Source organism: Paenibacillus sp. NPDC057934 (genome assembly GCF_042887565.1).
Taxonomy (GTDB): domain Bacteria; phylum Bacillota; class Bacilli; order Paenibacillales; family Paenibacillaceae; genus Paenibacillus_AQ.
This window is the reverse complement of record NZ_JBHVPB010000006.1, coordinates 381,106-405,120: the sequence shown is the minus strand read 5'-3', so window position 1 is coordinate 405,120 and position 24,015 is coordinate 381,106. Positions and strand designations below refer to the sequence as shown.

General features: G+C 46.9%; 20 protein-coding genes. 2 read left to right on the top strand and 18 right to left on the bottom strand.

The annotated features are described in order from the left end of the window. Nucleotides 1-102: 102 nt before the first annotated feature. From ACFVRY_RS16580 to ACFVRY_RS16570, 3 genes are all read right to left on the bottom strand, one after another. On the bottom strand, nucleotides 103-3,582 hold the full coding sequence (locus ACFVRY_RS16580) for a PAS domain S-box protein (protein ID WP_387501331.1): 3,480 nt from the start codon (nucleotides 3,580-3,582) through the stop codon (nucleotides 103-105). Nucleotides 3,583-3,859: 277 nt separating this feature from the next. Continuing rightward, on the bottom strand, nucleotides 3,860-4,216 hold the full coding sequence (locus tag ACFVRY_RS16575) for an ABC-2 family transporter permease (RefSeq protein WP_387501330.1): 357 nt from the start codon (nucleotides 4,214-4,216) through the stop codon (nucleotides 3,860-3,862). Between the two features lie 160 nt (nucleotides 4,217-4,376). Beyond that, nucleotides 4,377-4,829 (bottom strand): MerR family transcriptional regulator, encoded by a 453-nt coding sequence (locus ACFVRY_RS16570; RefSeq protein ID WP_387501329.1) that lies wholly within the window; start codon nucleotides 4,827-4,829, stop codon nucleotides 4,377-4,379. A gap of 190 nt (nucleotides 4,830-5,019) precedes the next feature. Between ACFVRY_RS16570 and ACFVRY_RS16565 the strand changes: the two genes are divergently transcribed. Continuing rightward, on the top strand, nucleotides 5,020-5,940 hold the full coding sequence (locus ACFVRY_RS16565; protein WP_387501328.1) for an aldo/keto reductase: 921 nt from the start codon (nucleotides 5,020-5,022) through the stop codon (nucleotides 5,938-5,940). Nucleotides 5,941-6,136: 196 nt separating this feature from the next. On the opposite strand, the gene ACFVRY_RS16560 is transcribed toward ACFVRY_RS16565, so the two are convergent. From ACFVRY_RS16560 to ACFVRY_RS16535, 6 genes are read right to left on the bottom strand one after another with little or no spacing between them, the layout of a single operon-like run. Continuing rightward, on the bottom strand, nucleotides 6,137-7,831 hold the full coding sequence (locus ACFVRY_RS16560; protein WP_387501326.1) for an MGH1-like glycoside hydrolase domain-containing protein: 1,695 nt from the start codon (nucleotides 7,829-7,831) through the stop codon (nucleotides 6,137-6,139). Between the two features lie 5 nt (nucleotides 7,832-7,836). Then, entirely contained in the window at nucleotides 7,837-9,225 is a 1,389-nt protein-coding gene (locus ACFVRY_RS16555) for a glucosidase family protein (RefSeq protein ID WP_387501325.1), read from the bottom strand. Between the two features lie 29 nt (nucleotides 9,226-9,254). After that, the gene (locus ACFVRY_RS16550; protein ID WP_387501324.1) at nucleotides 9,255-10,106 is read right to left on the bottom strand and encodes a carbohydrate ABC transporter permease; all 852 of its coding nucleotides are present in this window, start codon (nucleotides 10,104-10,106) and stop codon (nucleotides 9,255-9,257) included. After that, the gene (locus ACFVRY_RS16545) at nucleotides 10,084-11,142 is read right to left on the bottom strand and encodes a carbohydrate ABC transporter permease (protein WP_387501323.1); all 1,059 of its coding nucleotides are present in this window, start codon (nucleotides 11,140-11,142) and stop codon (nucleotides 10,084-10,086) included. Before ACFVRY_RS16545 ends, ACFVRY_RS16550 begins: the two co-directional genes overlap by 23 nt. Before the next feature lie 13 nt (nucleotides 11,143-11,155). Continuing rightward, complete coding sequence (locus tag ACFVRY_RS16540; protein WP_387501321.1) at nucleotides 11,156-12,418, bottom strand: ABC transporter substrate-binding protein; 1,263 nt, start codon at nucleotides 12,416-12,418, stop codon at nucleotides 11,156-11,158. Nucleotides 12,419-12,437: 19 nt separating this feature from the next. Next, nucleotides 12,438-13,484: a LacI family DNA-binding transcriptional regulator gene (locus ACFVRY_RS16535; protein WP_387501320.1), complete on the bottom strand. Its 1,047-nt coding sequence runs from the start codon at nucleotides 13,482-13,484 to the stop codon at nucleotides 12,438-12,440. Between the two features lie 317 nt (nucleotides 13,485-13,801). On the opposite strand from ACFVRY_RS16535, the gene ACFVRY_RS16530 reads away from it, so the two are divergent. Continuing rightward, entirely contained in the window at nucleotides 13,802-15,580 is a 1,779-nt protein-coding gene (locus ACFVRY_RS16530) for a glycoside hydrolase family 36 protein (protein ID WP_387501318.1), read from the top strand. 179 nt (nucleotides 15,581-15,759) lie between these two features. Here the strand turns inward: ACFVRY_RS16530 and ACFVRY_RS16525 are convergent, their stop codons facing one another. From ACFVRY_RS16525 to ACFVRY_RS16485, 9 genes are all read right to left on the bottom strand, one after another. Then, nucleotides 15,760-16,368, bottom strand: a complete 609-nt coding sequence (locus ACFVRY_RS16525) for a methyltransferase (protein WP_387501317.1) — start codon at nucleotides 16,366-16,368, stop codon at nucleotides 15,760-15,762. A gap of 418 nt (nucleotides 16,369-16,786) precedes the next feature. Then, nucleotides 16,787-17,410, bottom strand: a complete 624-nt coding sequence (locus ACFVRY_RS16520) for an FMN-dependent NADH-azoreductase (protein ID WP_387501316.1) — start codon at nucleotides 17,408-17,410, stop codon at nucleotides 16,787-16,789. Between the two features lie 127 nt (nucleotides 17,411-17,537). Beyond that, nucleotides 17,538-17,993, bottom strand: coding sequence for a MarR family winged helix-turn-helix transcriptional regulator (locus tag ACFVRY_RS16515; RefSeq protein WP_387501315.1), 456 nt, complete (start codon nucleotides 17,991-17,993; stop codon nucleotides 17,538-17,540). Nucleotides 17,994-18,040: 47 nt separating this feature from the next. Further along, nucleotides 18,041-18,397, bottom strand: a complete 357-nt coding sequence (locus ACFVRY_RS16510) for a DoxX family protein (protein WP_066372027.1) — start codon at nucleotides 18,395-18,397, stop codon at nucleotides 18,041-18,043. 177 nt (nucleotides 18,398-18,574) lie between these two features. Further along, nucleotides 18,575-19,624, bottom strand: coding sequence for an LCP family protein (locus ACFVRY_RS16505; RefSeq protein ID WP_387501314.1), 1,050 nt, complete (start codon nucleotides 19,622-19,624; stop codon nucleotides 18,575-18,577). Nucleotides 19,625-19,688: 64 nt separating this feature from the next. After that, the gene (locus ACFVRY_RS16500; protein ID WP_387501313.1) at nucleotides 19,689-20,825 is read right to left on the bottom strand and encodes an FtsW/RodA/SpoVE family cell cycle protein; all 1,137 of its coding nucleotides are present in this window, start codon (nucleotides 20,823-20,825) and stop codon (nucleotides 19,689-19,691) included. A gap of 10 nt (nucleotides 20,826-20,835) precedes the next feature. Further along, a complete protein-coding gene (gene ftsW, locus ACFVRY_RS16495) occupies nucleotides 20,836-21,966 on the bottom strand; it encodes a putative lipid II flippase FtsW (protein ID WP_387501312.1) in 1,131 nt (376 codons plus the stop codon). A gap of 43 nt (nucleotides 21,967-22,009) precedes the next feature. After that, entirely contained in the window at nucleotides 22,010-22,513 is a 504-nt protein-coding gene (locus ACFVRY_RS16490) for a hypothetical protein (RefSeq protein ID WP_387501311.1), read from the bottom strand. Between the two features lie 123 nt (nucleotides 22,514-22,636). Next, complete coding sequence (locus ACFVRY_RS16485) at nucleotides 22,637-24,013, bottom strand: sensor histidine kinase (protein ID WP_387501310.1); 1,377 nt, start codon at nucleotides 24,011-24,013, stop codon at nucleotides 22,637-22,639. Nucleotides 24,014-24,015: the final 2 nt, after the last annotated feature.

Here is a 24,015-nt window from a genome sequence, read left to right as displayed (position 1 = left end):
TAAAATTTAAAATACGTAATGATTACGAACAAATTAAATATAGTCAGTGGATCGTTATTTGTCAACGCGCAAGCAGCCTTCTGTACCGCTCAAGTCACGCCTTCATGCTCCACTGCGAATCCGGGCCGACCAATCACGCAGCACCCGGTCCAGCTCCTTGACGTGAAGCGGCTTCGAGATGAAATCCTGCATACCTGCTCTCATGCACATTTCCTTGTCTTCTTTCCGGGCAAAGGCGGTCGCGGCAACAATCACCGGGCTGAGTCCCAGCCGCTCCCGGATAAGACCTGTGGCCTCAATCCCATCCATAACGGGCATCTGGATATCCATGAACACCAGATCATAGGAGCCGGAGAGCACCGCTTCCACCGCTTCCGCGCCGTTCAGGGCCACATCCGCTACGTACCCCCGTTTCTTCAAGTACGCCAGTAGCAGCTGTCGGTTCACCGGATGATCCTCAGCGACCAGAATGGACAACGGCCCATATTTGCCCCCGGCCAGTTCGCCCGCTATAATTGTGGGTTTATCATGCCGGGATTTTCCAGCCGAACTGTTACTAACGGACTCCTGCTGCCATTCTTCTCCCGGCAAGGTGACCTGTACGGTAAAGTAGAACTCAGAACCTTCGCCTTCCCGGCTCACTGCTCCGATTCCGCCGCCCAGCAGTTCGGCCAGTTTCTTGCTGATCGCAAGTCCAAGACCCGTTCCGCCATACTTCCGGTTGATAGAAGGATGCAACTGGGAGAAAGACTGGAAGAGAAGCCCCTGACTACCCAGTGGAATACCGATCCCCGTATCCTCTACCGAGAACTTGAGGACCACTTGTCCGGAATCCAGCCGCTCGTGGAGCTTCACAGAGATGCGAATATCCCCTTCCTCTGTGAATTTCACCGCATTCCCCACCAGATTGACGAGAATCTGCCGTAGCCGCGCTTCATCGGTGACAACTACTGGCGGCAGGGCTGGATCAAGTTCGCTTGTCAGGAGCAGTCCCTTCTCCTTCACTTTGGGATAGAACACCTCGCTTACATTTTGGATAACCTGAGTAAGCTCCAGTGGTCGTGGTTCCAGTGTCATCATCCCAGCTTCAATTTTACTGAAATCGAGAACTTCATTCAGAATATGCAATAGAGCCTCGCCGCTTTTATTGATAATGTGCGTATAATAGCTTTGCTCCTCGTTAAGCTCCGTTCCTGTGAGCAAGTCAGCCATGCCGATAATACCATTCATCGGTGTCCGTAGCTCATGGCTCATAATCGCCAGAAACTCCGATTTGGCCCGGTCCGCTTGCTCGGCGGATTCCTTAGCCCGTACAATCTCTTTCTCTTCTGTGATATCGCGGAAGACGACGACGGCTCCCTTGCGCTCGCCGTTGTCAAACAGCGGAGTCAGACGGTATTTTACCAGGAAACTAGAACCGTCTTGCCGCCAAAACACGCCTTCTCGCTCTTCGTATGTAACATTCTCCGACAAGGCCTGGATCAGCGTCTTCTGACTGCCGGAATACGGCTCTCCGTCTAGCCAAGTCTGCTGAATAGTCAGCAAATGACTGCTGGCCGACCACTCTCCTGGCTCATATCCGAGCATTCCCGCAGCGGCCGGGTTAATGAACATCATCTCACCAGTCAAATTCACGCCAAAGATGCCTTCAGAAACGGAATTCAAAATCAGAGCATGTTCGTAACTCAGCTTCTCGATCTGCTCCAGGTGGCGTTTGCGTTCCGTAATATCACTGGTGATGGCAAATACACCCGCCACCGTACCACTGACCATAATCGGCACATAAATAACGCTCACCTCGACCACATGCCCGTCCCGGTGAATGAGACGGCTCTCGAAGGTCTGAGCCTCTCCGCCCGAAGCCAGCTCGAACCGCTGGAGGACGTTATCCAGTTCATCCGGATCGACTACTTCAGTGAATGCTGACAGCAGCAGATTGTCCCGCGAGTACCCGGTAAGATGCAGCAGACTTGAATTGACGGAAAGGGTCCTACCCTGCAGATCCATGGCGCTGATCGCCGACGGATTATATTCGAACAGGGATTTGTAGCGATTTTCACTTTCCAGAAGCTTCATTTCATACTGCTTCCGTTCGGCAATATCGCGGGTCACGCCGACAAGCTCGGACACCTCCCCGTCGCCAGAGTAAATATAGCGGAAGGTCGTCTCCGTCCAGATATACGATCCGTCCTTGCGCCGGAAACGGAACACTACCGGCTCCAGCTTTTCACCGTGCATGCAGCTTTGCAGATATGCCTGTACACGATCCGCATCCTCGGGATGAATGTACGCTATGCCGGGAGTCCCGACCATTTCCTCAGGAGTGTAGCCCAACATGGCCTGACAGATCGGGGATGCATACAAGTAGGTTACATGCTCGTCCGCAGCATAGCGGGTAATGAAGTCCAGTGAATTTTCCGAGATCAGGCGGTAATTCCGCTCACTCTCTCGCAGCTGCGCCTCCATGCGGCGGCGCTCCGTCACATCCTGCACCACTCCGCTGATCTGAAGCGCCTTGCCGCCTTCATCCAGCGTGACCTGCCAGTGAGATTCTATAAATTTGACTTCCCCTTCATTGGTCATGATCTGGAAAATCGACTCACCGTCAGTTCCGTCCTTCACTGTCTTCCTGAGCATGCCCAGAACCTTCATGAAGTCCTCTGGCTTGATGCAGGAAATAATCTGCTTGTGGTCACAAAGCGAATGATTGCCACAGTCCTCTCTGAAGCCGAAAATATAACGCAGCTCCTTCGAGACGGTCAGAGTTCTGTTCACAACATCCCATTCCCAGGAACCCATGCCAGCCAGGTGATGGGCCGTGGCCAGCATGTCCTCATATTTCTTACGCTCAGTGATATCACGGGCGATGGCCAGTACCTTCTCAACCTCACCCTCTTCATTGCGCATGGCCTGGAATGTACTTTCGATCCACAGATACCGGCCATCCTTATGCCTGGCTCTGCGCACAGCTACCTCATTATCCGAATATAGCTTGCCTTCTTCTAGCATCTCACGGACATCCTGGGGATGATAATAGTCAACTCTCTTGTTTCCTAGCATTTCCTGAGGTGTATAGCCAAGCAGATTCTCTACCGAAGGTGACACATAATATAGCGTACCGTCTGGCTCCCCATACGAAATCATATCCGGTGTATTACGGGTAATGAGATTGTACAGGTGCTGGCTCTCCAGGTTGCGTTTCTCCGCATGCTTGCGCTCTGTAATATCCGTCGTCTCGGCGACCAGATATAGCGGCCCCTCCCCGGCTTCTCCGTGAATCAGAAACACATGGAGCGAGGCCCAGATGACCGAGTCATCACTGCCCAACAGACGCACCTCCAGATCAACCGCGGATCCCGACCCTTGAAGAAGACGATTCACCAGAAGATCCGGTTCTGTGAACTCACGATCGTCTTTATATACCAAATTGGAATAATGTCTATTTAAAAGTTCTTCTTCTATGTATCCCAGCATTTCGCAAAGCGCAGGATTGGAATGCAAAAGAGTCCCCTCTTTCACAGAGACTACCGCGATGCCGCTAGAAGACTGCATATACAATTGTTTAAAGATAAAGTCATGCACTGGTGGAGCCTCCTCTAAAGAATGGGGACGACAAACGTAATTGACAAATTTTAATATCAGTATACCTTTATTTCGGTAAATAAGCCTGATAATTGAGGCCTAAATGTATTGAATCCAAAAAAACGAAAGCTCCCTTGAACATTTCAAGGGAGCACATGAATACATTTGGGGGATGGTGAACCGGTCAGGCGATGACATCTCTGTGGCTCATCCGGCCGATAGAATAGTATCTGGACACAATAAAATACAATAGGTTCATTAGCACCAAAATGAATTGTTAATCCGGGCTCAAACTCCCCTTTCCAAGCACCTCCTTGTCGAGGGTGCGCAGTGAATGGAGGTATAGCATCACCCGTTTTCCCACATACATCTCAAGTCCGGCAATGGCCGCCCCCAGTCCGATCCCAAGCGGTAGTGCAAAACTGCGGATCCCTCGGGACAGACTGAATTGCAAGGCGGCTATGCCAAAGCTGCGAGTGACCAGGGATAATTTGAATTGCAAGGCCACTATGGACAGCGAAGCAACCCAACACGTACCATCACCCCATGACTTCGGACGGAAATTGCGCCGGAAGTCCCAATAAACGCCTAGCAAAAAAAGATTGGGCACATACGGCAGCAAAACTCGCTCCATCGAAAGCCGTAATTTGTACAGTATTGTCAGTATAGCTTCAGGGCGATTATGCCTATATCACCTAGTAGAGTCCCGGCCACAAATTATGCCATAAGACCTAAAACTAACAATTCCTGCAAATAACGGCCCCCGAGGAATACTCTCCCCGGGGGCCGTTTGTTCAATTCGCTTCTTCCTCTGTCTGCTGTTCAGGCCGGGAGGACGTTTCATTCTCCAAGGAAGAGAAGTGGGCAATCTTGTGATCAATCTTTTTGGAAAACTGTTGAAAAAATTCGATTTTGCGGTCAATCTCCAGCTTGTGCTCCATCAGCAGCTTCCGCCGCTCCGGCAGGGTCCCGCCGCCTTCTTTGGACAGGGCGACAAACTGCTTGATTTCCGCAATTGGCATGCCTGTATCCTTCAAGCAACAAATCAGAGAGATCAAGTCAATATCTTCGTCGTGAAAGCAGCGGTTGCCGTTCTCGTCTCTGGCGACCAGAGGCAACACGCCTTCTTTCTCATAATAACGCAGGGTATATGGACTTAATCCGCTTTTTTGCGAGATGGCTTTGATACTGTATCCCATGGGCTGACTCCATTTCTGCCGCTTGCTTCGGCACAGCTTAATCGTCAAAAGAAAATCTCTACTACTATATAGGTTTCAAACACAATACTAGTGGTTAACCTAAATTAGGCCGATACAGGATCAGAGGGTTATTCCAAAAACCCATTGATAATAATATAACATAAAACTATTGCCTTCTAGTAACCTCTAAGGTTTACAATTTATCATGAAGCTATCAAATGAAGGAGTGAATGTTGAAATGGCAGCGAAAATTAATGTAGGCAACGGTACACTTGAAGTCTCCCAGATTTCCCTGGGCTGTATGCGAATTGCGGATTTATCCCCGAAGGAAGCGGAGGCGCACATCCTTACCTCACTGGAAGTGGGTATTGATTTCTTTGACCATGCCGATATTTATGCTGGCGGCAAAGCTGAGGAAGTATTCGGAGATGTGCTCGTCAATAACCCTGGCTTGCGTGACAAAGTCCTGATCCAGAGCAAATGCGGTATTCGTCCGGGTCTGTTCGACTTTTCCAAAGAGCATATCCTGAATTCCGTAGAAGGCAGCCTGAAGCGCCTGAAAACCGATTATTTGGATGTTCTGCTGCTGCACCGCCCGGACACCCTTTTCGAACCGGAAGAAGTGGCCGAAGCGTTCGATATTCTGGAGCAAAAAGGCCTGGTCAAACACTTCGGGGTCAGCAACCAGAAACCGCTGCAAATTGAATTACTCAAGAAAAATGTTAAGCAAAAGCTGCTGTTCAACCAGTTACAACTAAGTATTACTAACACAGGCATGATCGACACTGGCTTCAATGTCAACATGGCCAACCCGGCTTCCATCGACCATGATGGCAGCATCCTGGAATACAGCCGTCTGCATGACATGACCATTCAGCCTTGGTCGCCGTTCCAGTACGGCTTCTTTGAAGGTGTATTCCTGGGCAGCGACAAGTATCCTGAGCTGAATCAGGTCGTTAACCGTCTGGCTGACGAAAAAGGCGTAGCCGATACTGCAATTGCCATCGCTTGGTTGCTGAGACATCCGGCTAAAATGCAGCCGATTGTTGGCACCACCAACACTCAGCGTCTGCGCGATATCGCCAAAGCTACAGACATCACCCTGTCCAAAGAAGAGTGGTACGAGATCTACCGTGCTGCTGGTAACGTGTTGCCTTAATATTGATAGGCAGCCCCAGAGCCTGTGGCCTTCTGAGCCACAGGTTCCTCAGCGCAGAAGAGCCATCTCCCAGCGCTCGACAGAATGAAATAAAAGCCTCAAATCCCATGGTCACAAGGGATTTGAGGCTTTTTATAGGTGAAGCAGAACTTCTATCGGTTAACCACTGAATGAATAGCAGGAAATCTTCCGGTTCCTATCTCTTCATCAAGTAGTCCCGCAGAAATACGAGAAAAATACTTGTTGTCCATGTATACCCAGTATCTCTCAAGGCACGACCGTCCAACGCGCTATAATTCTCTGCAAATCCGGACTGCACACAGATGTCACAGTACTTTTTCGCGTTGTCCAGCGCCTCATCTTCATAGCCATTGATTCTTAAAATTTCGGATACGATATAAGACAATGGAGGCCAGACTGCCCCTCTCCAATACCCATCCTCCTCAAAATATCTACTATCCAAGGCTTCAGAAGCATAACCGTAAGGTGCTTTGAAGCGCCCCTTCTCCAGCAACGCATGGAGCATGTTCTGCCGCAGATCCTCAGGTAGACGTGTACCCAGCAATAAAGGAACATACAGCAACAGGCTGGTGTCACCAACATTGCGGTTCTCAGGGATCTTCTTGGCGATAAATCTGCCGTCCTGAACGAGAACCTCCAGCATTTTAGCCAATAATTCCATAGCTTTGACTCCCCATGCTTCAGCTTCTTCAGCTTTCCCCAACTTCAGAGCCGCTTCCTTCAGAAAGTCCATTTGCAGGATCAGCCAGGTACAGATGTCCGGAGATTTGACCGGAACCCCTTCCGCAAATACCGTTCCGTTATCCCAGCCTGAATCATTACCATGAAAATACATCGGAAGGCCATCGGCACCCGAGCGGTTGTCAAGCCACCATCCCGTGAGCCTGGTGAGCGAATCATATAGCGTAGACAGAACCTCTGTAGACGGGGTGGAATGCTCCATCATCCGTTCCAGAATAAAGCCTTGGACAGGGGGTTTGACGAACCCTCTAATCACTTTGCGGGCGTGAAAGCAATCCGGGTATGCCCCGTTCTCATCCTGCACATGTACCATCGCTAAATACTGGTCATACGCAAGCTCTTCCCAACCTTTGCACATTGCCAAAGCATTGAACGTATAATCCCAGCTCCAGATGAAATTCATGTAAGACTTCGTCATAAGTATAGCAGGCGCTTTGATATACCCCTCCGGCTCAACCACACCTGACCAATTGATATACAGCGCCAGCTTGGCAGCCTCCAAATATTGGCCTGGGACCTCGGGCATATGAGACAGAAAACGGTGGAACTCTTCCTCTTTGGCACTCAGGTTCTGATCATATTCACGATAAGGCTGAGGATGATACGTCAGGTCAAAGCGTCTGATTTGAAAATCAACCCCTCCCGATTCATCCGGAAGAATCTGAAACAAGATGCTTTCATTACCCACTCCATTGCTTCCCCAAACCGATTGATTGCGTACCGTCCCACTCTTAACAACTACCATTAAGGAAGAGCTATCCCCGGCAAATTCCCACATATTATCTTTATGATAAATAAGACGGCTGTAACGGTCCATCTGCTCTTTAGCGATTTGCACGCCACAATTGCCGGTGAAATGAACTGTTTCAGTATCCTGATAACAAAATCTCAATTCCCCGGCCTGACTGCTTAATACACATTCAGCCGGTGACCCAGCCGCATGATAAGGAGCCTGCTTGCCCAGTTCATCAAGAATCAGAAGCGGATAGTGCTCCTGATTCTCAAATTCCCCATACAAAACCCGCAAACAAACATTATCCTTATAAATGCTGTCCTTAGCAAAAGGGTAAGAGAAAGCCAGATAAGAACCATAGGTGCTGAATGCTTGATCCTGTAGATTAAAGTTCATAAATATTAACCTCTTAGTGTAGTAGACACCACATGTGTCTCGCCTTCTGCGATGTCTACTGTAATATAGCTGACCTGTTCTCCACCTACTGTGGTTTCCTGCTTTGCAGCTATGCCTTTACCATTATAGTAGAGTGTATCCACATGACCAGGAAAAGCCGCCTTCCAGACAAAAGACTCCCCAGCTTGCAGCGTCACTGCACTCTCGGTGTTGCCATTATGTTTTACTGTAATGGTACGGTCAAGAATTGGGACATCCCCCAACTCCCCCCATTCCAGTGATTGTGCCAGTCTAGGCAGGGTGCTGATTACGGATGCTCCGTCACCAGCTAACCCCATCAATCCGGCAGCCACGGAACCAACCACACAATAGGACACTTCCGGGTAATCCCGGCGATCCAGGGAGGGGTCTACCAATTCCTTCAGTTCTGTGAAGGCTTCTTCGTTCTCGCCGTACCGGTAGAAAATATCCGGCAGGTAGGTTTTGCCCTCAACATTGGCTACACGGTTGATTTTGACATCCTCCAACGTCTTACGCAGCTTCTCACGATTCCCAATGGAACCATAATAGAGCGGGAGGAAATTACCTTCAGCATGGTAGACCTTCACGAATGACCGATCCTGCAGCATCGCACCGTAGAAGCGGTCTTTCCCTCCATTCCACCAGTCTTTCTCATAACGCTGTTCCAGCTCATCTGCCTTGTCAGCATACTGCTGGGCTAATTCAGCTTGTCCTCTGAGACGGGCCAGTTGGGCGAACGACCGGTATCCGGCAACCTGTGATCCGATCATGTCACCGCCAAGTAGCGGATGAAGTCCAGCTTCATTGAAGGTAGCCAGACCTCTGCGGCCGTATTCCGGATAATACTCCAAAATCCCGTCGCCGTCTTTGTCCCAAGTCTTAGTATATTCATTTAATGTTAGTTCGAAAAATTTCTGCAGCTGACTATCATTCAAATAGTAATCATCGCCTGTCCATTCATATTGACGCCAGCTGGTATGAATAATATCGAAGTTCGCCGGAAGATTGTACCAGAAATCTTCGTCATTCTCGTAATCCACCGGGGCAGGCACGTTGTCCTTGGTAATCTCCCAGTACGTACACCAGTCCCGCGATTCGGCAATGTTCTCGGCAAAACGCATGATCATATTTTTGGTATGATATCGAAGCCCCAGTACCGCAGCTCCAGTGCTATGATGCATTACATCACGGATACAAAATGCCTCGCGTTCAGGCAATGCAGCTTCGTACCACAGCCCGACGGCATCTTCACCGAAATGAGCGTATTCAAGTGCCTGGCGTTTGGCCCAGACAAAACCTTCATTCAGATCTTTATCGGAGGATTGAAAAGTTACTGCACCAGCTTTGGCTTTAATCTCTCTCTCATAGGTCATGCTAAGGTCACTCCTGTCCTTTGTCTATATTAGCTTTCCTTGGAACCTGAGAAGGTCAGACCTTCCATAAATGCTTTTTGTGCTGAGAAGAACAGTAGGATACATGGCAATGTAATGACGACAGCCGCAGCCATCAGCAGGTTGGTATCCGTGGCATAAGTACCCTGGAATCCGGCCAACCCCAGCGTAAGCGTCTTCCATTTATCACTATTGATATAAATCAGCGGTCCCATGAAGTTGTTCCAGGAGCCCATGAAGACCATAACACCGACAGCCATCAAGGCTGGCTTGGACAGTGGCAGGAAGATCGTGCGCCAGATTTTAAAATAACCACAGCCGTCGATAATTGCTGCTTCTTCGAGACCAACAGGCAATCGGGAGTAGAATTGGCGCATTAAGAAAATATAGAACGCCGAGCCGAAGAAGGAAGGAACGATCAGCGGATACAGCGTATCCAGCATACCCAGCTTTTTAAATAGAATAAATTGCGGGATCATTGTAACTTCACCAGGTAATAGCATGGTCGATAGGACCAGTACGAACAGGAACCCGCTCCCTTTCACCTTAAACCGGGCGAAAGCGTAGCCGACAAGCGAACAGGAAAGAACCGTACCGATAATCGGCAAGATGGTTGTAATCACGGTGTTAAGCAGATATTGTGGGAACGGAAAGGCCGTCAGTGCCTTGGCATAGTTGCCCCAGCGCCAGTGTTCCGGCCAGATGCTCATCCCGGAGGCTGCAAGCTCCTCCAGACTCCGCAGTGAGGCAGAGACCATCCAGATAAAGGGATATAGAAATACTACGCTCCCGATTAAAAGTAGGAGATAGGCCAGCCAATGCACCTTTTTCTTGGTAGAATTACGCTCTTTTTTGACGGACACGACGCTTCCTCCCTCCGTTTTGCTCTGTTTCGTAGTACACCCATAAAGCACTGCTGCGGAATACAATCGCGGTGAATATCAGAATAATCACGAAGAGTACCCAGGCCAGCGCTGATCCGTAGCCCATTTTGAACCACATAAAAGCATTTTGATACAGATAATAAGCATAGAACAGCAAGGAGTTATCCGGCCCCCCATTGATCATGAAGCCTTGGGTAAAGGTCTGGAATGCCCCGATCATACTTGTTACCGCGTTGAAGAACAGGATCGGCGAAATCTGTGGCAGGGTCACGTGCCATACCTTTCTCGCAGCAGTGGCGCCGTCAATCTCGGCCGCTTCATACAAGCTTTGCGGAACATCCGACAAGCCAGCCAGATAGATGATCATGTTACCGCCGACCGTCCAGAGGCTCATAATAATGACCGCAGGCATCGACCAATCCGGACTGGAGAACCAGCCGGGTCCTTCAACACCTACCAGACGCAGCAGTGAATTGACGAGACCCACATTAGGGTTGAAGATCCAGATGAACAGCACCATCTGTGCAACACCCTGCACCAGGGTAGGGAGATAATAAATCGTACGGAAAATATAAATGCCGCGCAGCTTCAGGTTCATCAGAATCGCAATCGCAAACGACAGAATGACCTGCAGCGGTACACTTACCAAAGTGTAATAGAACGTAACGGATAACGATTTATAGAACAATGTATCTTTGAACAGCATTTTGTAATTGCCCAGCCCTATCCACTGCGGATCGCTAACAACTTCCCATTTGGTGAAGCTGATATAGAAGGAGAAAATCATCGGACCTACCGTAAACAGCAGGAAGCCGATCACCCAGACCGAGACGAACATGTAGAAGCTCGCCGTTTTGGTATGCATGATTTTCTTCTTCACAAGCAGCCTAGTAACGGCAAAAATAATAGCAAACACCAGCGCGATAACGGTCAGAAAAGGGAGAAGCGGCAGCAATGCTGCCGGCATCCCGATTCCTTCATAGAAATTGTAGATCCCTTCTATTAGTCCATTCATAAGTATGCTCCCGTTAGTTTTGTTGTAAAATATTGTTGATCTTCTCAGCTACCTGCGGGAATACTTCCTTGACATCCTTAGTGCCGATTCCGATCGGCGTTGTATCGTCGATGGCTTTCATCTCATTATTGATCTCATTGGTACTCTTCTGAGCTTCTTGTGTATGCTGCTTCTCGGCGGCAAGCACGAAGGCTGCCATGTTCTTGTTAGCAGCGACAGCTTCAAATGCACTTGTAGCACTAGAGATAACCGGCACTCCGTAAGCATTTTTATTGCCACCGATGATTTTTTGTGCCTCTTCGTTTTGCGTCATATGAGTAATGAAAAGCTTGGCTGCTTCTGCATTCTTGCTGTTCTTACTGAGCGCCAATCCGTTAACTTCTTTGGAACCGCCGTTGCCAGGGAATGGCACGAGATCCCATTTAAAGTTCTGTACATCTGCCATCTGCGGCAGGTACCAAGGACCAAAGTCGGTAAACATGCCGATTCTGCCGCCCAGATACCAGTTCATCATGTTCTGACCTTGTTTCTCACTATCATTAGGTACGATGCCCTCTTGTTTAGTGGAGACAATAAATTCAGCAGCTGCAATCGCTTCCGGTGAATCAAGTGCTGACTTACTCAGATCATCAGTGTAGAACTGGCCGCCGAACGAATAGATCCAGTTGCCGAGCCACAGCGGCTCCGAACCGAAAATTTTGCTCGCTCCCTCACCAGAAGTAAGCTTTTTGGAAATGTCCTTGAATTCTTCCGTAGTCATCGGTACGGTTTGACTTGGAAGCGGAATATTATTCTTCTGGAAAAGATCCACATTAATCGCCATTACCTTCGGTTTGATAATGAAAGGCTCAGCATATACCTTGCCATCCACACTCATTGAATCTACAAAAGAAGGCGAGCTGAACAGCGATTTATCAACCTGCAGTTCCTGGAAAGCGTTCGCAAAACCCGGTAAATCCCCTCCGGAGATCAACATAACGTCGGGGGTGGTTCCTCCGGCAATCATCGTCTGCAATTTGGTCAGATAGTCCTTTTGAATCCATTGACTTTCTACCTTGATATCAGGATAAGTCTTCTGGAAGTTGTCAATGGCCTGCTTGATCGCATCAGCCTCGCTCTGAGCTCCCCAGAAAGCAAACGTGATCTTCCCTTTCGCAGCCCCGCTGTTTCCGCCGGAATTCGAAGAGTCGCTATCGCTCCCCGCGTTGCCGGAACAGGCAGATAAAGCGATTACAACAAGCAGAGATAAAACAATCAAAGACCACTTTTTCATCATGTATTCCCCCTAAGAATGTTTAACTAGTTGATGACCGAATTTCCGCACCACAGCTGCTTCTGATCATCAGCTTGGATGGCAGAACGATCTTTAACGGTACTTCTCTGCCCCCGATGCGTTCGAGCAGCATTTTCACCGCACTCTGCCCCATTTGCTCAGTATAGATCTTCACCGTGGTCAATGGCGGGTTAGCATAAGAGGCCATTTCAATATCATCAATGCCAACTAATGCGATATCTTTAGGTACCTTCAAGCCAGCTTCCTTCAGTGCTCTACCAGCGGCAATCGCCATAGGATCAGAACCGATCAGGAAAGCTTCCGGCAAATTCTGCTTCTCAATCACTTCCTGCATCAGCTGATATCCGGTGGACATGGAGAAATCTTTGCCAATGTGGACATGCTCTGGCAGGTACAGATTCTTCTGCTTCATATAAGCTTCAAAGCTGCTTTGCCGTTGGTCCACAGAATCCGTACCGGAGTTGGAACCAAAACGGTTAATGAAATCGCGAGAACTGATCAGACCGATCCTAGTATAGCCAAGCCCGGTAAGATGATCCAAAGCCGTTCGTGTAACTTTATCAAAATCAACCACAACGGAATCAAAGCGATTCTCATCCGGCGAGTAATCGACAAAGACGACATTCTGAATCCGGCTAAAGAACAGATTATAAGGATCAAACTCAAACTTCCCGATAACGATAAGACCATCCAATCCTGAAAGACTTTCATAAGAATCATGATTCACCCAGCGGATCGTCCGCGTAATGTGCAGGCCTAATTGATTGAATTCCTTCTCGATTTGCAGCCTGATGGACAGGTAGTACGGGTCCTCCGATTCAAATTGTTCTGAACAAAAGGTTACTAGACCAATTTTATAATCCTTCAACTGTGCCGCCTGATGAGACTGACGTCGTTGACTTCCTTTATATTGCAGCTGTTCAGCAGCGGAAATAATCTTTCTTCTTGTCTCTTCCAATACCGAAAGGGAAGGATCTCCGTTCAGCACACGGGAAACTGTGGATGCAGATACTCCAGCCAGACTTGCGATATCACGAATAGTTGCCACGACTAATCACCTTTTCACTTCATATTTGGGAAACACCCCTTATGATCATTTTATAATTCCGCCAAGCTTTTGCCAATCAAAATGTATTTTGTTTACTAAACATTAGTGAACTAATGCGTGAATTCAATATAACAGAGATCAAAACGTTTGACAATACCCAATTGTCTCCGCTTACATATAACTTTCAAGTCTGATAATACGCTCAATCTAATCGTTAATGACCAATATAAAGTTTTTGTTTACTATACGTTTCGTAAATAATATACTCTAAACAGTAAACATTAGCCCATTATCTATTTTTGCAAGCAGGAGGCATTATGAAAACTTTAATCAACAACACTTGTCCCACTATCACTGTCATCAGCGACAGTCCCTTATTTAACAGCACAACTGAAATCGAGACGGTCACGGAAAATCTGTTCCTGGTTCATATCAAGCTCAACGCAGTTCAGAAAGAATATCCTCCAGTATGTACTATTGAATGGTCCATTCCTGCCGTAGACGTTCATTCCTTATGGCATCCAGGAACAGATCGTAATAAAGCGTTTCAGGTGGATTGGGGTGACGGTTTCCAGTCGAAGAGCACTTCCCTGGCACCCGTGGCTTCTCTGTACAATCTGGACGGGCGCAACCGCATGACCTTCGCTTTTACCGATGCCTTGAACAATGTATCAATTAAAGCGGGTATCCATGAAGAAGACTCGACTTTCCTCTGTTCTGTTACCTTATTTGAGGAAGCCATGCCGAAAATAGATCATTATGAAGCTACTCTGCGGATCGACCGCAGAGATATCTCTTACAATAAAGCGCTGGAGGAAGTAACTTCTTGGTGGGAAACCCTTCCCGGCTATAAGCCTGCAGAGGTCCCGGATGTGGCCCTCCGGCCTATGTACTCCACTTGGTATTCCTATCACCAGGAGCTGACCGCAATCGAATTAGAGGAGCAGTCCAAGCTGGCCAAGGAACTTGGCTGTGACACTATCATTGTCGATGATGGATGGCAGACGGACGATAACAATCGGGGTTATGCCTTTACTGGTGACTGGGAAGTCTATGGCGGCAAGATTCCAGATATGAAAGCGCATGTCGATACCGTTCATAAGCTAGGCCTGAAATACATGCTCTGGTACTCCGTCCCGTTCGTGGGCAAGTCCAGCAAAGTATGGGGCCAGTTCGAGAACAAACTTCTACGGATTGACGAGAAGCTGAACGCTGGCGTGTTAGACCCTCGGTACCCAGACGTGCGGGAATACCTGATCAACACCTACGAACAGGCGATCATCGGATGGGATATCGACGGCCTGAAACTTGATTTCGTGGATAGCTTCAGATTGAGCCCGGATCAACAGGAAGGTACAGCCGAAGGCCGGGATCATGAGTCGGTGCCAGAAGCGGTTGACCGCCTGCTCTCCGATGTCATGGAACGTCTAAGAGCTATCAAACCAGATGTTCTCATTGAATTCCGTCAGACCTATATCGGCCCGCTGATGCGAAAATACGGCAACATGTTCCGCGCGAATGATTGCCCTAACGATTCCATTCAGAACCGGGTACGTACGCTAGATCTGCGACTCCTCTCAGGAAATACAGCTGTACATTCCGACATGATCATGTTCAATCCCAATGAACCTGTGGAGAGCGCGGCGATGCAATTGGTTAATGTGATCTTCTCTGTACCGCAAATTTCTTTGCGTCTTAATGAAATTGGCCAGGAATATCTGTCCATGCTGCGCTTCTGGCTGGCATTCAGCAGAGAGCACGGCGATGTCCTGCTGCGGGGCGAACTGTCTCCGCAACAACCGGAGCTGTTATACCCGCTCGTGACTGCACGCAAGGACGACACTCAGATCACCGCCATCTATGCTGATGTTATTGTGCCTGTAGAGCAGGACTTTACTCATTTGTTTATCGTGAACGGCACCTACAGCCAGCGGATAGTAATTAGAAGCACCCTCTCCCCTGCTCGCTATGAGCTGCAAGTCAAAGACTGCTGCGGACAAATTATCAGCTCGAAGATCGTAGAGATGGATAGAGGCTTGCTTGAAGTAGCAGTTCCAAAAGCGGGGCTGGTTAGCTTTAAACGAGTGGACGCGTAATCGTCTGAACAGGCTGCCTTTCTGACTACTAAAAGGGACTCCTGCTCACAGTGACCAAATAGCATACGAACCCAAAAAAACGCTGGATTCTTTTAATCCAGCGTTTTTTATAGTGTTCTCCTCTGCAGTCATGAGAAAAGGCATTACCAGAAAGAGCGAAATACTGGCATATTAGTTGTTTATGAAATTGCGCTTTTTCTGCGTAAAATGACAAAGCTGGCAGAAGAGTGATCCGGGTACACCTGCGGGATGCGTTCTACAATTTGAAAATCGCTGAACTGCGCGAGTCTGCTCAGTAAGTCCCGGTCTTTGATCGTATAAATGACCTGCTCATCCTCACCGGTATCGAGTTTGGAATAAATAACGACGACATCACGTGACGTATTAAGTACATGAGACAGTGTTGCCTGGAAGTGGCTTTCATCAATAATATGGTAAAGTACATCTAAACAGACTGTCATATCTGCTTGTAATCCTTGTTGATCCCCCGTCCAAGTCAGCGGATGGTAAGTAGCAAAAGCTTTAGTCTGGTCATCACCGTATTTATCCTGGCATATGCGTACGGATTCCGATGAAATATCAAGTCCAATGTATTGCGGATAGTTAATTAATCCCAGCTGATGCCCGTCGCCGCAGCCAAATTCAATCACCTCTTTGACGTTATAGCGCTCAATGTAGGCGTTGACAACCGCGGCTTTGAACTCTGCCAGTACACCGTAAGATCCAGATCCCGAGTTTCCGCCTGTCTTATACGTTTGATCCCAGTAGTTAATGTAATCAAAGGTCATTTGCATCCTCCGTTTGCTTAATTAGTTGTAAGCTCAGGTCCCAGTAATTCAAGAGCCCTGGTATTGAATTGGACCAATGGAAGGCGAGCCCCTTCTATAATGGGAGTTGTTAGAAGCATATGCGGGGATTGATGCAATGTGACATTAAATTGCGAAAACCATTTTTTCAAATTTCTTTAATGTTGGAATTTTTATTCGGCATCTCTTCGTCTGTATGCTTGCCGGTGACATGAAGCCTCTGGGAGTGAGCGACGAGCTACCCAACTAACAGCATTTTTGTATCTTATTTTTCGAAAAAGCACGCTGGACGGGTATTCTGGAAAATTCAAGGTACAATATTACACTTCGATCCTTCTTAAACCTAATAAATGAAACAAGCTCCCTGGCAAAAAGCCAGGAAGCTTGTTATGTCACTCTATTAGAATGTTGCAGCCACTTTAGCTACTTGCTCCAGTCCCTCGGCAATAATAGCTTCGGAACGATCTTGGATTTGGTTATGACCTTCAATAATAATCTCTTCAGCTTGAATTCCGAACATACCCAGTGCAGTCTTCACTGGCTTCACAGCGGATTCCAAAGCAGACATCGGCTCGCTGGAGTATACTCCGCCGCGGGCATTCAGCAATACAACTTTCTTATCGCCTGCCAGTCCAATCGGACCTTCGGAAGTATATTTGAATGTCTTCCCTGCTTGTGCAAGATAGGAAATATACGTGATGAGTGGTGCAGGTGCCATGAAATTCCAAAGTGGGAACGCAATAACAACTTTATCAGCAGCAAGGAATTGGTCCAAATAACCGTTCACTGTTGCAGTCAAGGATGCTTCTTCCGGCGTCAAATCCCAACCTTGGCTTATTTTATATAGTCCAGTAATGGCAGTGTTACCATAGTAGGGCAGGTTAGCTTCGTATAAATCCAGCTCTGTCACGGCATCCTGTGGATGTGACTCTTTGTACGCTCCCAGGAACGCTTCATACATTTTCACACTTACCGCTTGTTCTGCCGGACGATCATTTACCTTCACGAATAATACATTTGCCATTTTAATTTCTCTCCCTTTGTCTATTCTATTTATAATGTGCAGCTTCTAAAAATAAGCTTTTTCCTGATAACCTATTGCCTCCTGCACTCCTGCAGGTAAGTGGATCACCTCCTTATCCGAGTGTCCCTTAGGACTTTAATTTACTCTCAGCCTGCAAGCCCAGCTTCTTCAACAATTCCGTCAGTTGATGTTTATCCTCATCCGTCAATACAGAGAACATGTCGGCTATAGTCTGCGTATGTTTGGGGAAAATATCATCAAAAAGTGCTTGTCCTTCATCGGTTAGCTTGATCATCACCAATCTTCGATCCTCTGCGCTTACTTCCCGTTGAATAAACCCCTTCTTCTCCAGCTTATCCACCACATAAGTGACACTTCCGCTTGGGATAGAAAATTTCTCACCGATCTTCTGAATAGCATGGGGACCTTTATTATATAGAAACTCTAGAATATGAAAGGCCCCTATATCCACTCCATAACTGCTGATATCCTTCTTCATGAACTCGACTACAGATTGCACGGATTTCATATATACCCTGAGCAAACGCAGGTCAAGCTGATGTTGTTCATTATCCAAATTCATTTCAATTACCACCTTCGTTGACAACTAAAGGGGGATTTTTGAACGTCTTAGCCGACTAACGCCCCCCAATTTATAAATAATACCACAAGCCCGAGAATCAATAATACCAAAGGCATTCCCAGCTTGGAGGCAGGATCCTTCACGCGGACATGTGTAGCAACAGCCCCGATCATGGTCACCACAACGACTATTCCACCGATAGCCGCAAATTGCTCTTTCCAGATCCCGATAGCCATGAATACGCCCCCCGCCAATTCAACCAAACCTGTGAAAATACGGAACGCTGCCGGAAGCCCATAACGCTTGAATTCTTCCACCATCTGCTTCGAACCAAACTTCGTGAAGCCGAACATAAGGAAGCCCAACGCCAAAATGGACTGCAATACAATTGATAAAATACTCATAAATAATATCCCCCATCACTTATAATATAATTATTTATCTTAAAGATATTTATAATAATATTAGGATAATTATCGTAAGTCAATTACTTTTTTTCACCACCAAAAAAAAGAAACCCGAGATCATCAAAATGATCGGGTTTTTCGATACACTAAAGATCGTATAGCACTTGCTTGATATCAATCCATCGTCCCCACGGCTTTCAGGTTGAATGAACTGCTTTTACTAATGCCAGCTTCATCACGCAGAGTAGCAAGTGCCGCTTGTAAATCCTCTTTTTTCACGTAAACATAAGGACTTTTCCAAAGGGTCTCCATATGTAATGAACGAATATGCTCTGGTTTGATCTTAGGGAAACTGAACACCCATTGCTGGAGCTCCTCTCCCGGTATATCTGACTTTACATTATTGCCGATAATGTCGAGCACTCTTCCCCATTGGGAAATCCCTTGAAAAGCACCCAGCTTGTCAACGATCTGCTTGATAACTTGCTGCTGCCGATCATTACGTGCGAAGTCGGAGGATTCTCCGGTGCCTTGATTGGATTTGCGATACCGAACAAAGTCCAGCACCTGTTTGCCATTAAGTTTCTGCAACCCTTTTTTCAAATCGATATTTGTCCCATCTGCAGTATCGGTATATTTCATATCCATGTCGACATCAATGTCCAGTCCACCTAGCAAGTCCACCGTTTGCCTTAACACATCAAAATTCACCACGACCATATGATCAATTGGAATACTTAGTAGATCGCTAAAAAATTGCTTCGTATTAGGAATAGCCTGCGACTTATCTTTAATATAGTGATAGGCATAATAGTAATTGGCTTTGCGGGAAGGCAAGGATTTGGGCTTAAGCAGTAAGTCACGCGGCAACGATAACAGGCTGGTGGACCTGGTTTCCGGATTATAGCTGACGAGCATCAGCACATCCGTATTCATCACCCCGCCGCCTCCTTCCCGGCTATCTACACCGGCGAGCAAAAAGATCATCGGCTCGATGTTTTCCTTTTTATTATTGTTATCGGTCTCCATTGGAAGAGCCAAAGGCTGAACGATTGCCGCCGGTGCAGCCATGCGCTGAATGGCCGTGTCCGTCTTTTGGTATAAATACCCCACATACAGCCCCACTCCAATTAGGAGAGCGCCGATAACTAGACTTATACTCGTCACAACTTTGCGGGTCGTGCTCCACTTACTTTTATTCTTACCTTTGTTCTTTCTAGACATGATTCCTTCCACTCCACTTCATTAGCATCCATTGCTGTATATATCCAATCCTTAAACCTGCCTTCTACTTCTCAGATGGTTCAATGAAGATTTCATCCTTATGAACTTTAACACTTAGTACTAAACCAATCGCCAGGATATTACTGAGCAATGAACTGCCTCCATAGCTGATAAATGGTAATGAAATACCCGTCAGGGGCAGCAAACCGATATGCATTCCGATATTCACGGATACCTGAAAGATTAACATGGCGATAAAACCGATAACCAAATAGGACCCTGCACGTTCTCTACTGTCCATTGCGATAAAGATCATCCGATACACAAGCAGTAAGTACAGAAGCAGCAGCACAGCAGAACCTATAAAACCATAATTCTCCCCAATGACGACATAAATTGAATCGGAATATGCGTAAGGAATAAATCCTCTGCGTACATAAACCCCTTCACTGCCAGACAAACCTCCGGCCCCTATCGCTGTCATTGCATTTTTAACATGCCACGATTTATCTGGATCACTGGTTGGATCTAGAAAAACTTGAATCCTGGACATTTGATGGGGCTTTACAATCTTGGATAACAATTCGAAGTCGGCATTAAATAACCATAATATAGTACCAATCGAAGCGAACACTGTACCGAGGATCAGAATCATATACATTGCCCGGATATTGCCAACCCAAAGCATGCTAAGTAATATCCCCACAAACACCAGCGCCGTACCTAAATCTGGTTGTTGCAAAATTAAGACGAATGGAAGGCCAAAAATACCACAGACCGGTAATAAATCTTGAACGAAACGGAGTTCCTTCCCCTCTCGTTTTCCTAGCATATGGGCAATCAGCAGCACCGTGGAGATTTTCGCCAACTCCGACGGCTGAAGCTGAAAGCTTCCGATGCTAAGCCACCGGGAGGCACCATTAATGTGTTCTCCAACAAACTTGACCAGTACGAGCATCCCGATACTCATTCCATAGAGAAGATAGGCCAGCTTGCCCAATAGAACTTTGTAATCAATCAATGCGATCATTAACATCGGAATACAAAATGCACCAAAGAGATATAGATAATTAATTTGAAGTCCCGCTAGATGTGTATCTGCTGTTGCTCCATGAATAGCGAGGGTTCCAATGGAAACGAGACATGTCACAAGAATAAGTGTGGATAGATCCAGTTTTGCAAACTTGCTGGTGATAAACATATGACTACCTCTATTTTGTCGAATTTCTGGCATTTTCTTGACGTCTTCTATGGTTATCTCGTGAAATGCTAAGAAGAATCCCGGTACTGGCCAAACACAGAATGAGCGATGATCCGCCATAGCTAATAAAAGGGAGAGGTACTCCCGTAATCGGCAGGCTGCCAATCACAGATCCAACATTCAGCAGGAATTGAATAAATATCATCATCACAATACCCATTCCCAGCATGAGACCGAATGGATCACTACTCCTTATTGCAGTAATAAACCCTCGCCAGATGAACAGAAAAAATACGACGAAGAGCATAAATGTACCGACAAATCCCAATTCTTCGCCAACCACAGCAAAGATAAAATCGGTATGAGCCTCCGGCAAATAAGACAGCTTCTGCACACCTTGACCAATCCCCGTCCCAGTAAGGCCTCCATTGCCCAAAGCATAGAATGACTGTGTAAGTTGATAACCCGAGCCTTGCAGATCATCTAGCGGATTCAGAAAAGCGCTGACGCGCTCAAGACGATAACTTTTACTAACCGCAAGATAAACAAACATAGGCACGAGAGCCATGCTAAGCAACAACATATGACGGAGGTCAACATCACCGACCCACAGGATTGTTACTGCAATAAAGAACAGGATCAACACGGTTCCGAAATCCGGTTGTCGCATAATCAGCAGCAGCATCGTACCAACGACCACGATAATAGGCAATAAGCCATTCCGAAAATTGCGAATTCGCTCCCCTTTTCTGCTAATGATGGCCGACAAATATACGATAACGGTTAACTTGGTGAACTCCGACGGCTGCAAATTAAAACCACCTAGAACAAACCATCGTCTCGCACCATTGATATTTGCTCCTCCTATTAAGACCAGAACAAGGGCCAGCAAGGAGAATGTCAGCAGAATGGGCGAAGATTTTTTCCACACTGAAAACGGAATAGACATAAAAATGAGCATCACAAATAATCCGGTGAGCGCAAATACGCCTTGTTTCATGACGTAGTGCCACGGACTATCATGTCTTATGAAAGCAGCAGGATAACTGGCGCTAAAAATCATAACCAAACCAAAACCAACCAACAACAAGGTCAAGAAAAACAGGGTGAAATCGGGGCGACCTCTTATTTTAAGTTTCAAATCATAGATCACCTCCACCATGCCAGTACTACTCACGAATAAATTACTTCAGATTGAGTTGCCCGTGATAAGCCTTCTTAGAGAACAGCTTTAACTTATCCTCACTTAACTTATATACATCCAATCCGTTTCCAGCCTCACCCAATGACCAGCCTAGGGCAAGCTCGTTAAAGCCGTCATGATCTAAATCTAGAAATCCGGCATACTCCAGACCATAACCAAAACCTTGGATCTCCGAGACCACTTTCCACTTCTCGTTTTGCTGCTTGAATAGTGCGGCTTTCAACGGCTTACCCGTCTCTTTATTGTCTTCATAGACAACGACCGCTTCATCAATTCCGTCTCCATCCATATCTCCAAAAGAAATATCATGACCCTCTTGTCCCTGTAAAGGGGTGACCAGTTGCGCCTTATCCGGCAACAGCTTGATCAGCTCCTGGCTGGTATCATAACGCTGTTTGCTCGCTTCGGATAAGGGAGGCTTTATCATATCTATAGGTGTTGCCGGAACCCGGCATCCGCCAAGCAACCATAACGTTGTCAGCATGACACCTATTTTTATGAATTTGCTGGACATTGAGATCATCGACTCCTCGCTTATCCGCTCTTTACCTATTTTATCTGCGGAAGGGATTAAAGTGGTTATGAAATAGTTAAATTTGTGGATCACCTATACTGGAAGTTCTATTTGAACCCGTGTTCCCTCTCCTGGCACGCTGTCTATTCCCAATACTCCATGATGCAGCTTAATGATCTGATCCGATATGGACAGACCGAGTCCGCTGCCTGAAGCATTTGGATCGCCCTTATAGAATTTGTGCAGTACATTCTCTAAATCGGCCTCTGCGATTCCTGAACCATTATCTTCTACCGTAATCAATACTTTTCCCGGAACGGTGTGGGCTTCAATCAGAATGTGACCTGAAGGAGGAGTGAATTTGAGTGAATTATCAATAAGATTAATCATGATTTGCTTGAGACGATTTTCATCCGCCTGAATGACAGGCAGGCCCTCCTTGACACTTACTTCGAGTGAGATCCCTTGCCGGGCTGCTCTTGGGGCCAGTTGCCTCCCGATATGCTGCAGCAGTTCCGTCAGATCCACTGGTGCGGGGTGTATGGCTATTCTACCGTTATCCAGCTTGGAGAAATCGAGTAGCTCGTCCACCATATGAGTTAATCTGTCACTTTCTGATTCAATAATTTCAAGTCCATCTTGAAGCAGAGGCCGGTTCTCGCCCGCATTGGCCTTCAATGTGATGGCCCAGCCTTTTATGGAGGTTAGCGGGGTGCGCAATTCATGGGATACGGATGAGATAAAATCATTCTTAAGCTGTTCACTCTTAGAAATTCGTCTCGCCATCATATTCAAAGTATCCGCCAAGGAACCCAGCTCATCCTGGTAGCGCTTATGGACTCTTATACTGAAATCCCCTTCAGTCATTTTATCTGCGGCTTGTTTAAGGTCTTTGATGGATCTCGTAATGGTCCAAGACAGCAATAAGCCAAGAATCGTCACAATCACAATCACCAGCAACCCGACACCGATCAATAAAATTGTAATTTGATTCACTGTATGTATGGTCTCCGTTAAGGACGTGATAAACCTGACTTCCCCGACGATGACCTCATTGGCTTGTAAAGGATAGGCGACCGCTAAAATAGCTTCCCCGGTCACAGGGTCCTTCCCTCTCCAGGTGCCAGGCTGACCATGAATCGCTGACTGCACATCCGCAGTCATAACCTTATCGCCTTGAAGTCCATTCGAATCCTGCAAAAGCCGACCCGATGAACTAATAATCTGCACCTGCGCATCAGAATGGTTAGCAAATCCTTTCAACAGGCGTTCCGATTCCTTCTCCAGATCCTCTTCAGCAAAATACTGCTGAAAAAAAGAAGCGGATAGCTCCGCTTGATTCATCAGGATTCGCTCTATATTGTGAAAATAATAATATCTCACGGATACGTTAAGGAAAATCTCCAGTATGAGAACCGTCAGGCAAATGACTACCAGATAACTGCCTACTAATCTTTTCTGAATCCCCATCC

Bases quoted from the DNA above. Each gene is read 5' to 3' on its own strand.
- ACFVRY_RS16565 (WP_387501328.1), top strand. From the start codon at position 5,020: ATGGCAGCGAAAATTAATGTAGGCAACGGTACACTTGAAGTCTCCCAG.
- ACFVRY_RS16555 (WP_387501325.1), bottom strand. From the start codon at position 9,225: ATGACCTATGAGAGAGAGATTAAAGCCAAAGCTGGTGCAGTAACTTTT.
- ACFVRY_RS16505 (WP_387501314.1), bottom strand. From the start codon at position 19,624: ATGTCTAGAAAGAACAAAGGTAAGAATAAAAGTAAGTGGAGCACGACC.
- ACFVRY_RS16530 (WP_387501318.1), top strand. From the start codon at position 13,802: ATGAAAACTTTAATCAACAACACTTGTCCCACTATCACTGTCATCAGC.
- ACFVRY_RS16515 (WP_387501315.1), bottom strand. From the start codon at position 17,993: ATGAATTTGGATAATGAACAACATCAGCTTGACCTGCGTTTGCTCAGG.
- ACFVRY_RS16490 (WP_387501311.1), bottom strand. From the start codon at position 22,513: ATGCTGACAACGTTATGGTTGCTTGGCGGATGCCGGGTTCCGGCAACA.
- ACFVRY_RS16510 (WP_066372027.1), bottom strand. From the start codon at position 18,397: ATGAGTATTTTATCAATTGTATTGCAGTCCATTTTGGCGTTGGGCTTC.
- ACFVRY_RS16540 (WP_387501321.1), bottom strand. From the start codon at position 12,418: ATGATGAAAAAGTGGTCTTTGATTGTTTTATCTCTGCTTGTTGTAATC.
- ACFVRY_RS16560 (WP_387501326.1), bottom strand. From the start codon at position 7,831: ATGAACTTTAATCTACAGGATCAAGCATTCAGCACCTATGGTTCTTAT.
- ACFVRY_RS16545 (WP_387501323.1), bottom strand. From the start codon at position 11,142: ATGAATGGACTAATAGAAGGGATCTACAATTTCTATGAAGGAATCGGG.
- ACFVRY_RS16520 (WP_387501316.1), bottom strand. From the start codon at position 17,410: ATGGCAAATGTATTATTCGTGAAGGTAAATGATCGTCCGGCAGAACAA.
- ACFVRY_RS16575 (WP_387501330.1), bottom strand. From the start codon at position 4,216: ATGGAGCGAGTTTTGCTGCCGTATGTGCCCAATCTTTTTTTGCTAGGC.
- ACFVRY_RS16525 (WP_387501317.1), bottom strand. From the start codon at position 16,368: ATGACCTTTGATTACATTAACTACTGGGATCAAACGTATAAGACAGGC.
- ACFVRY_RS16500 (WP_387501313.1), bottom strand. From the start codon at position 20,825: ATGTTTATCACCAGCAAGTTTGCAAAACTGGATCTATCCACACTTATT.
- ACFVRY_RS16485 (WP_387501310.1), bottom strand. From the start codon at position 24,013: ATGGGGATTCAGAAAAGATTAGTAGGCAGTTATCTGGTAGTCATTTGC.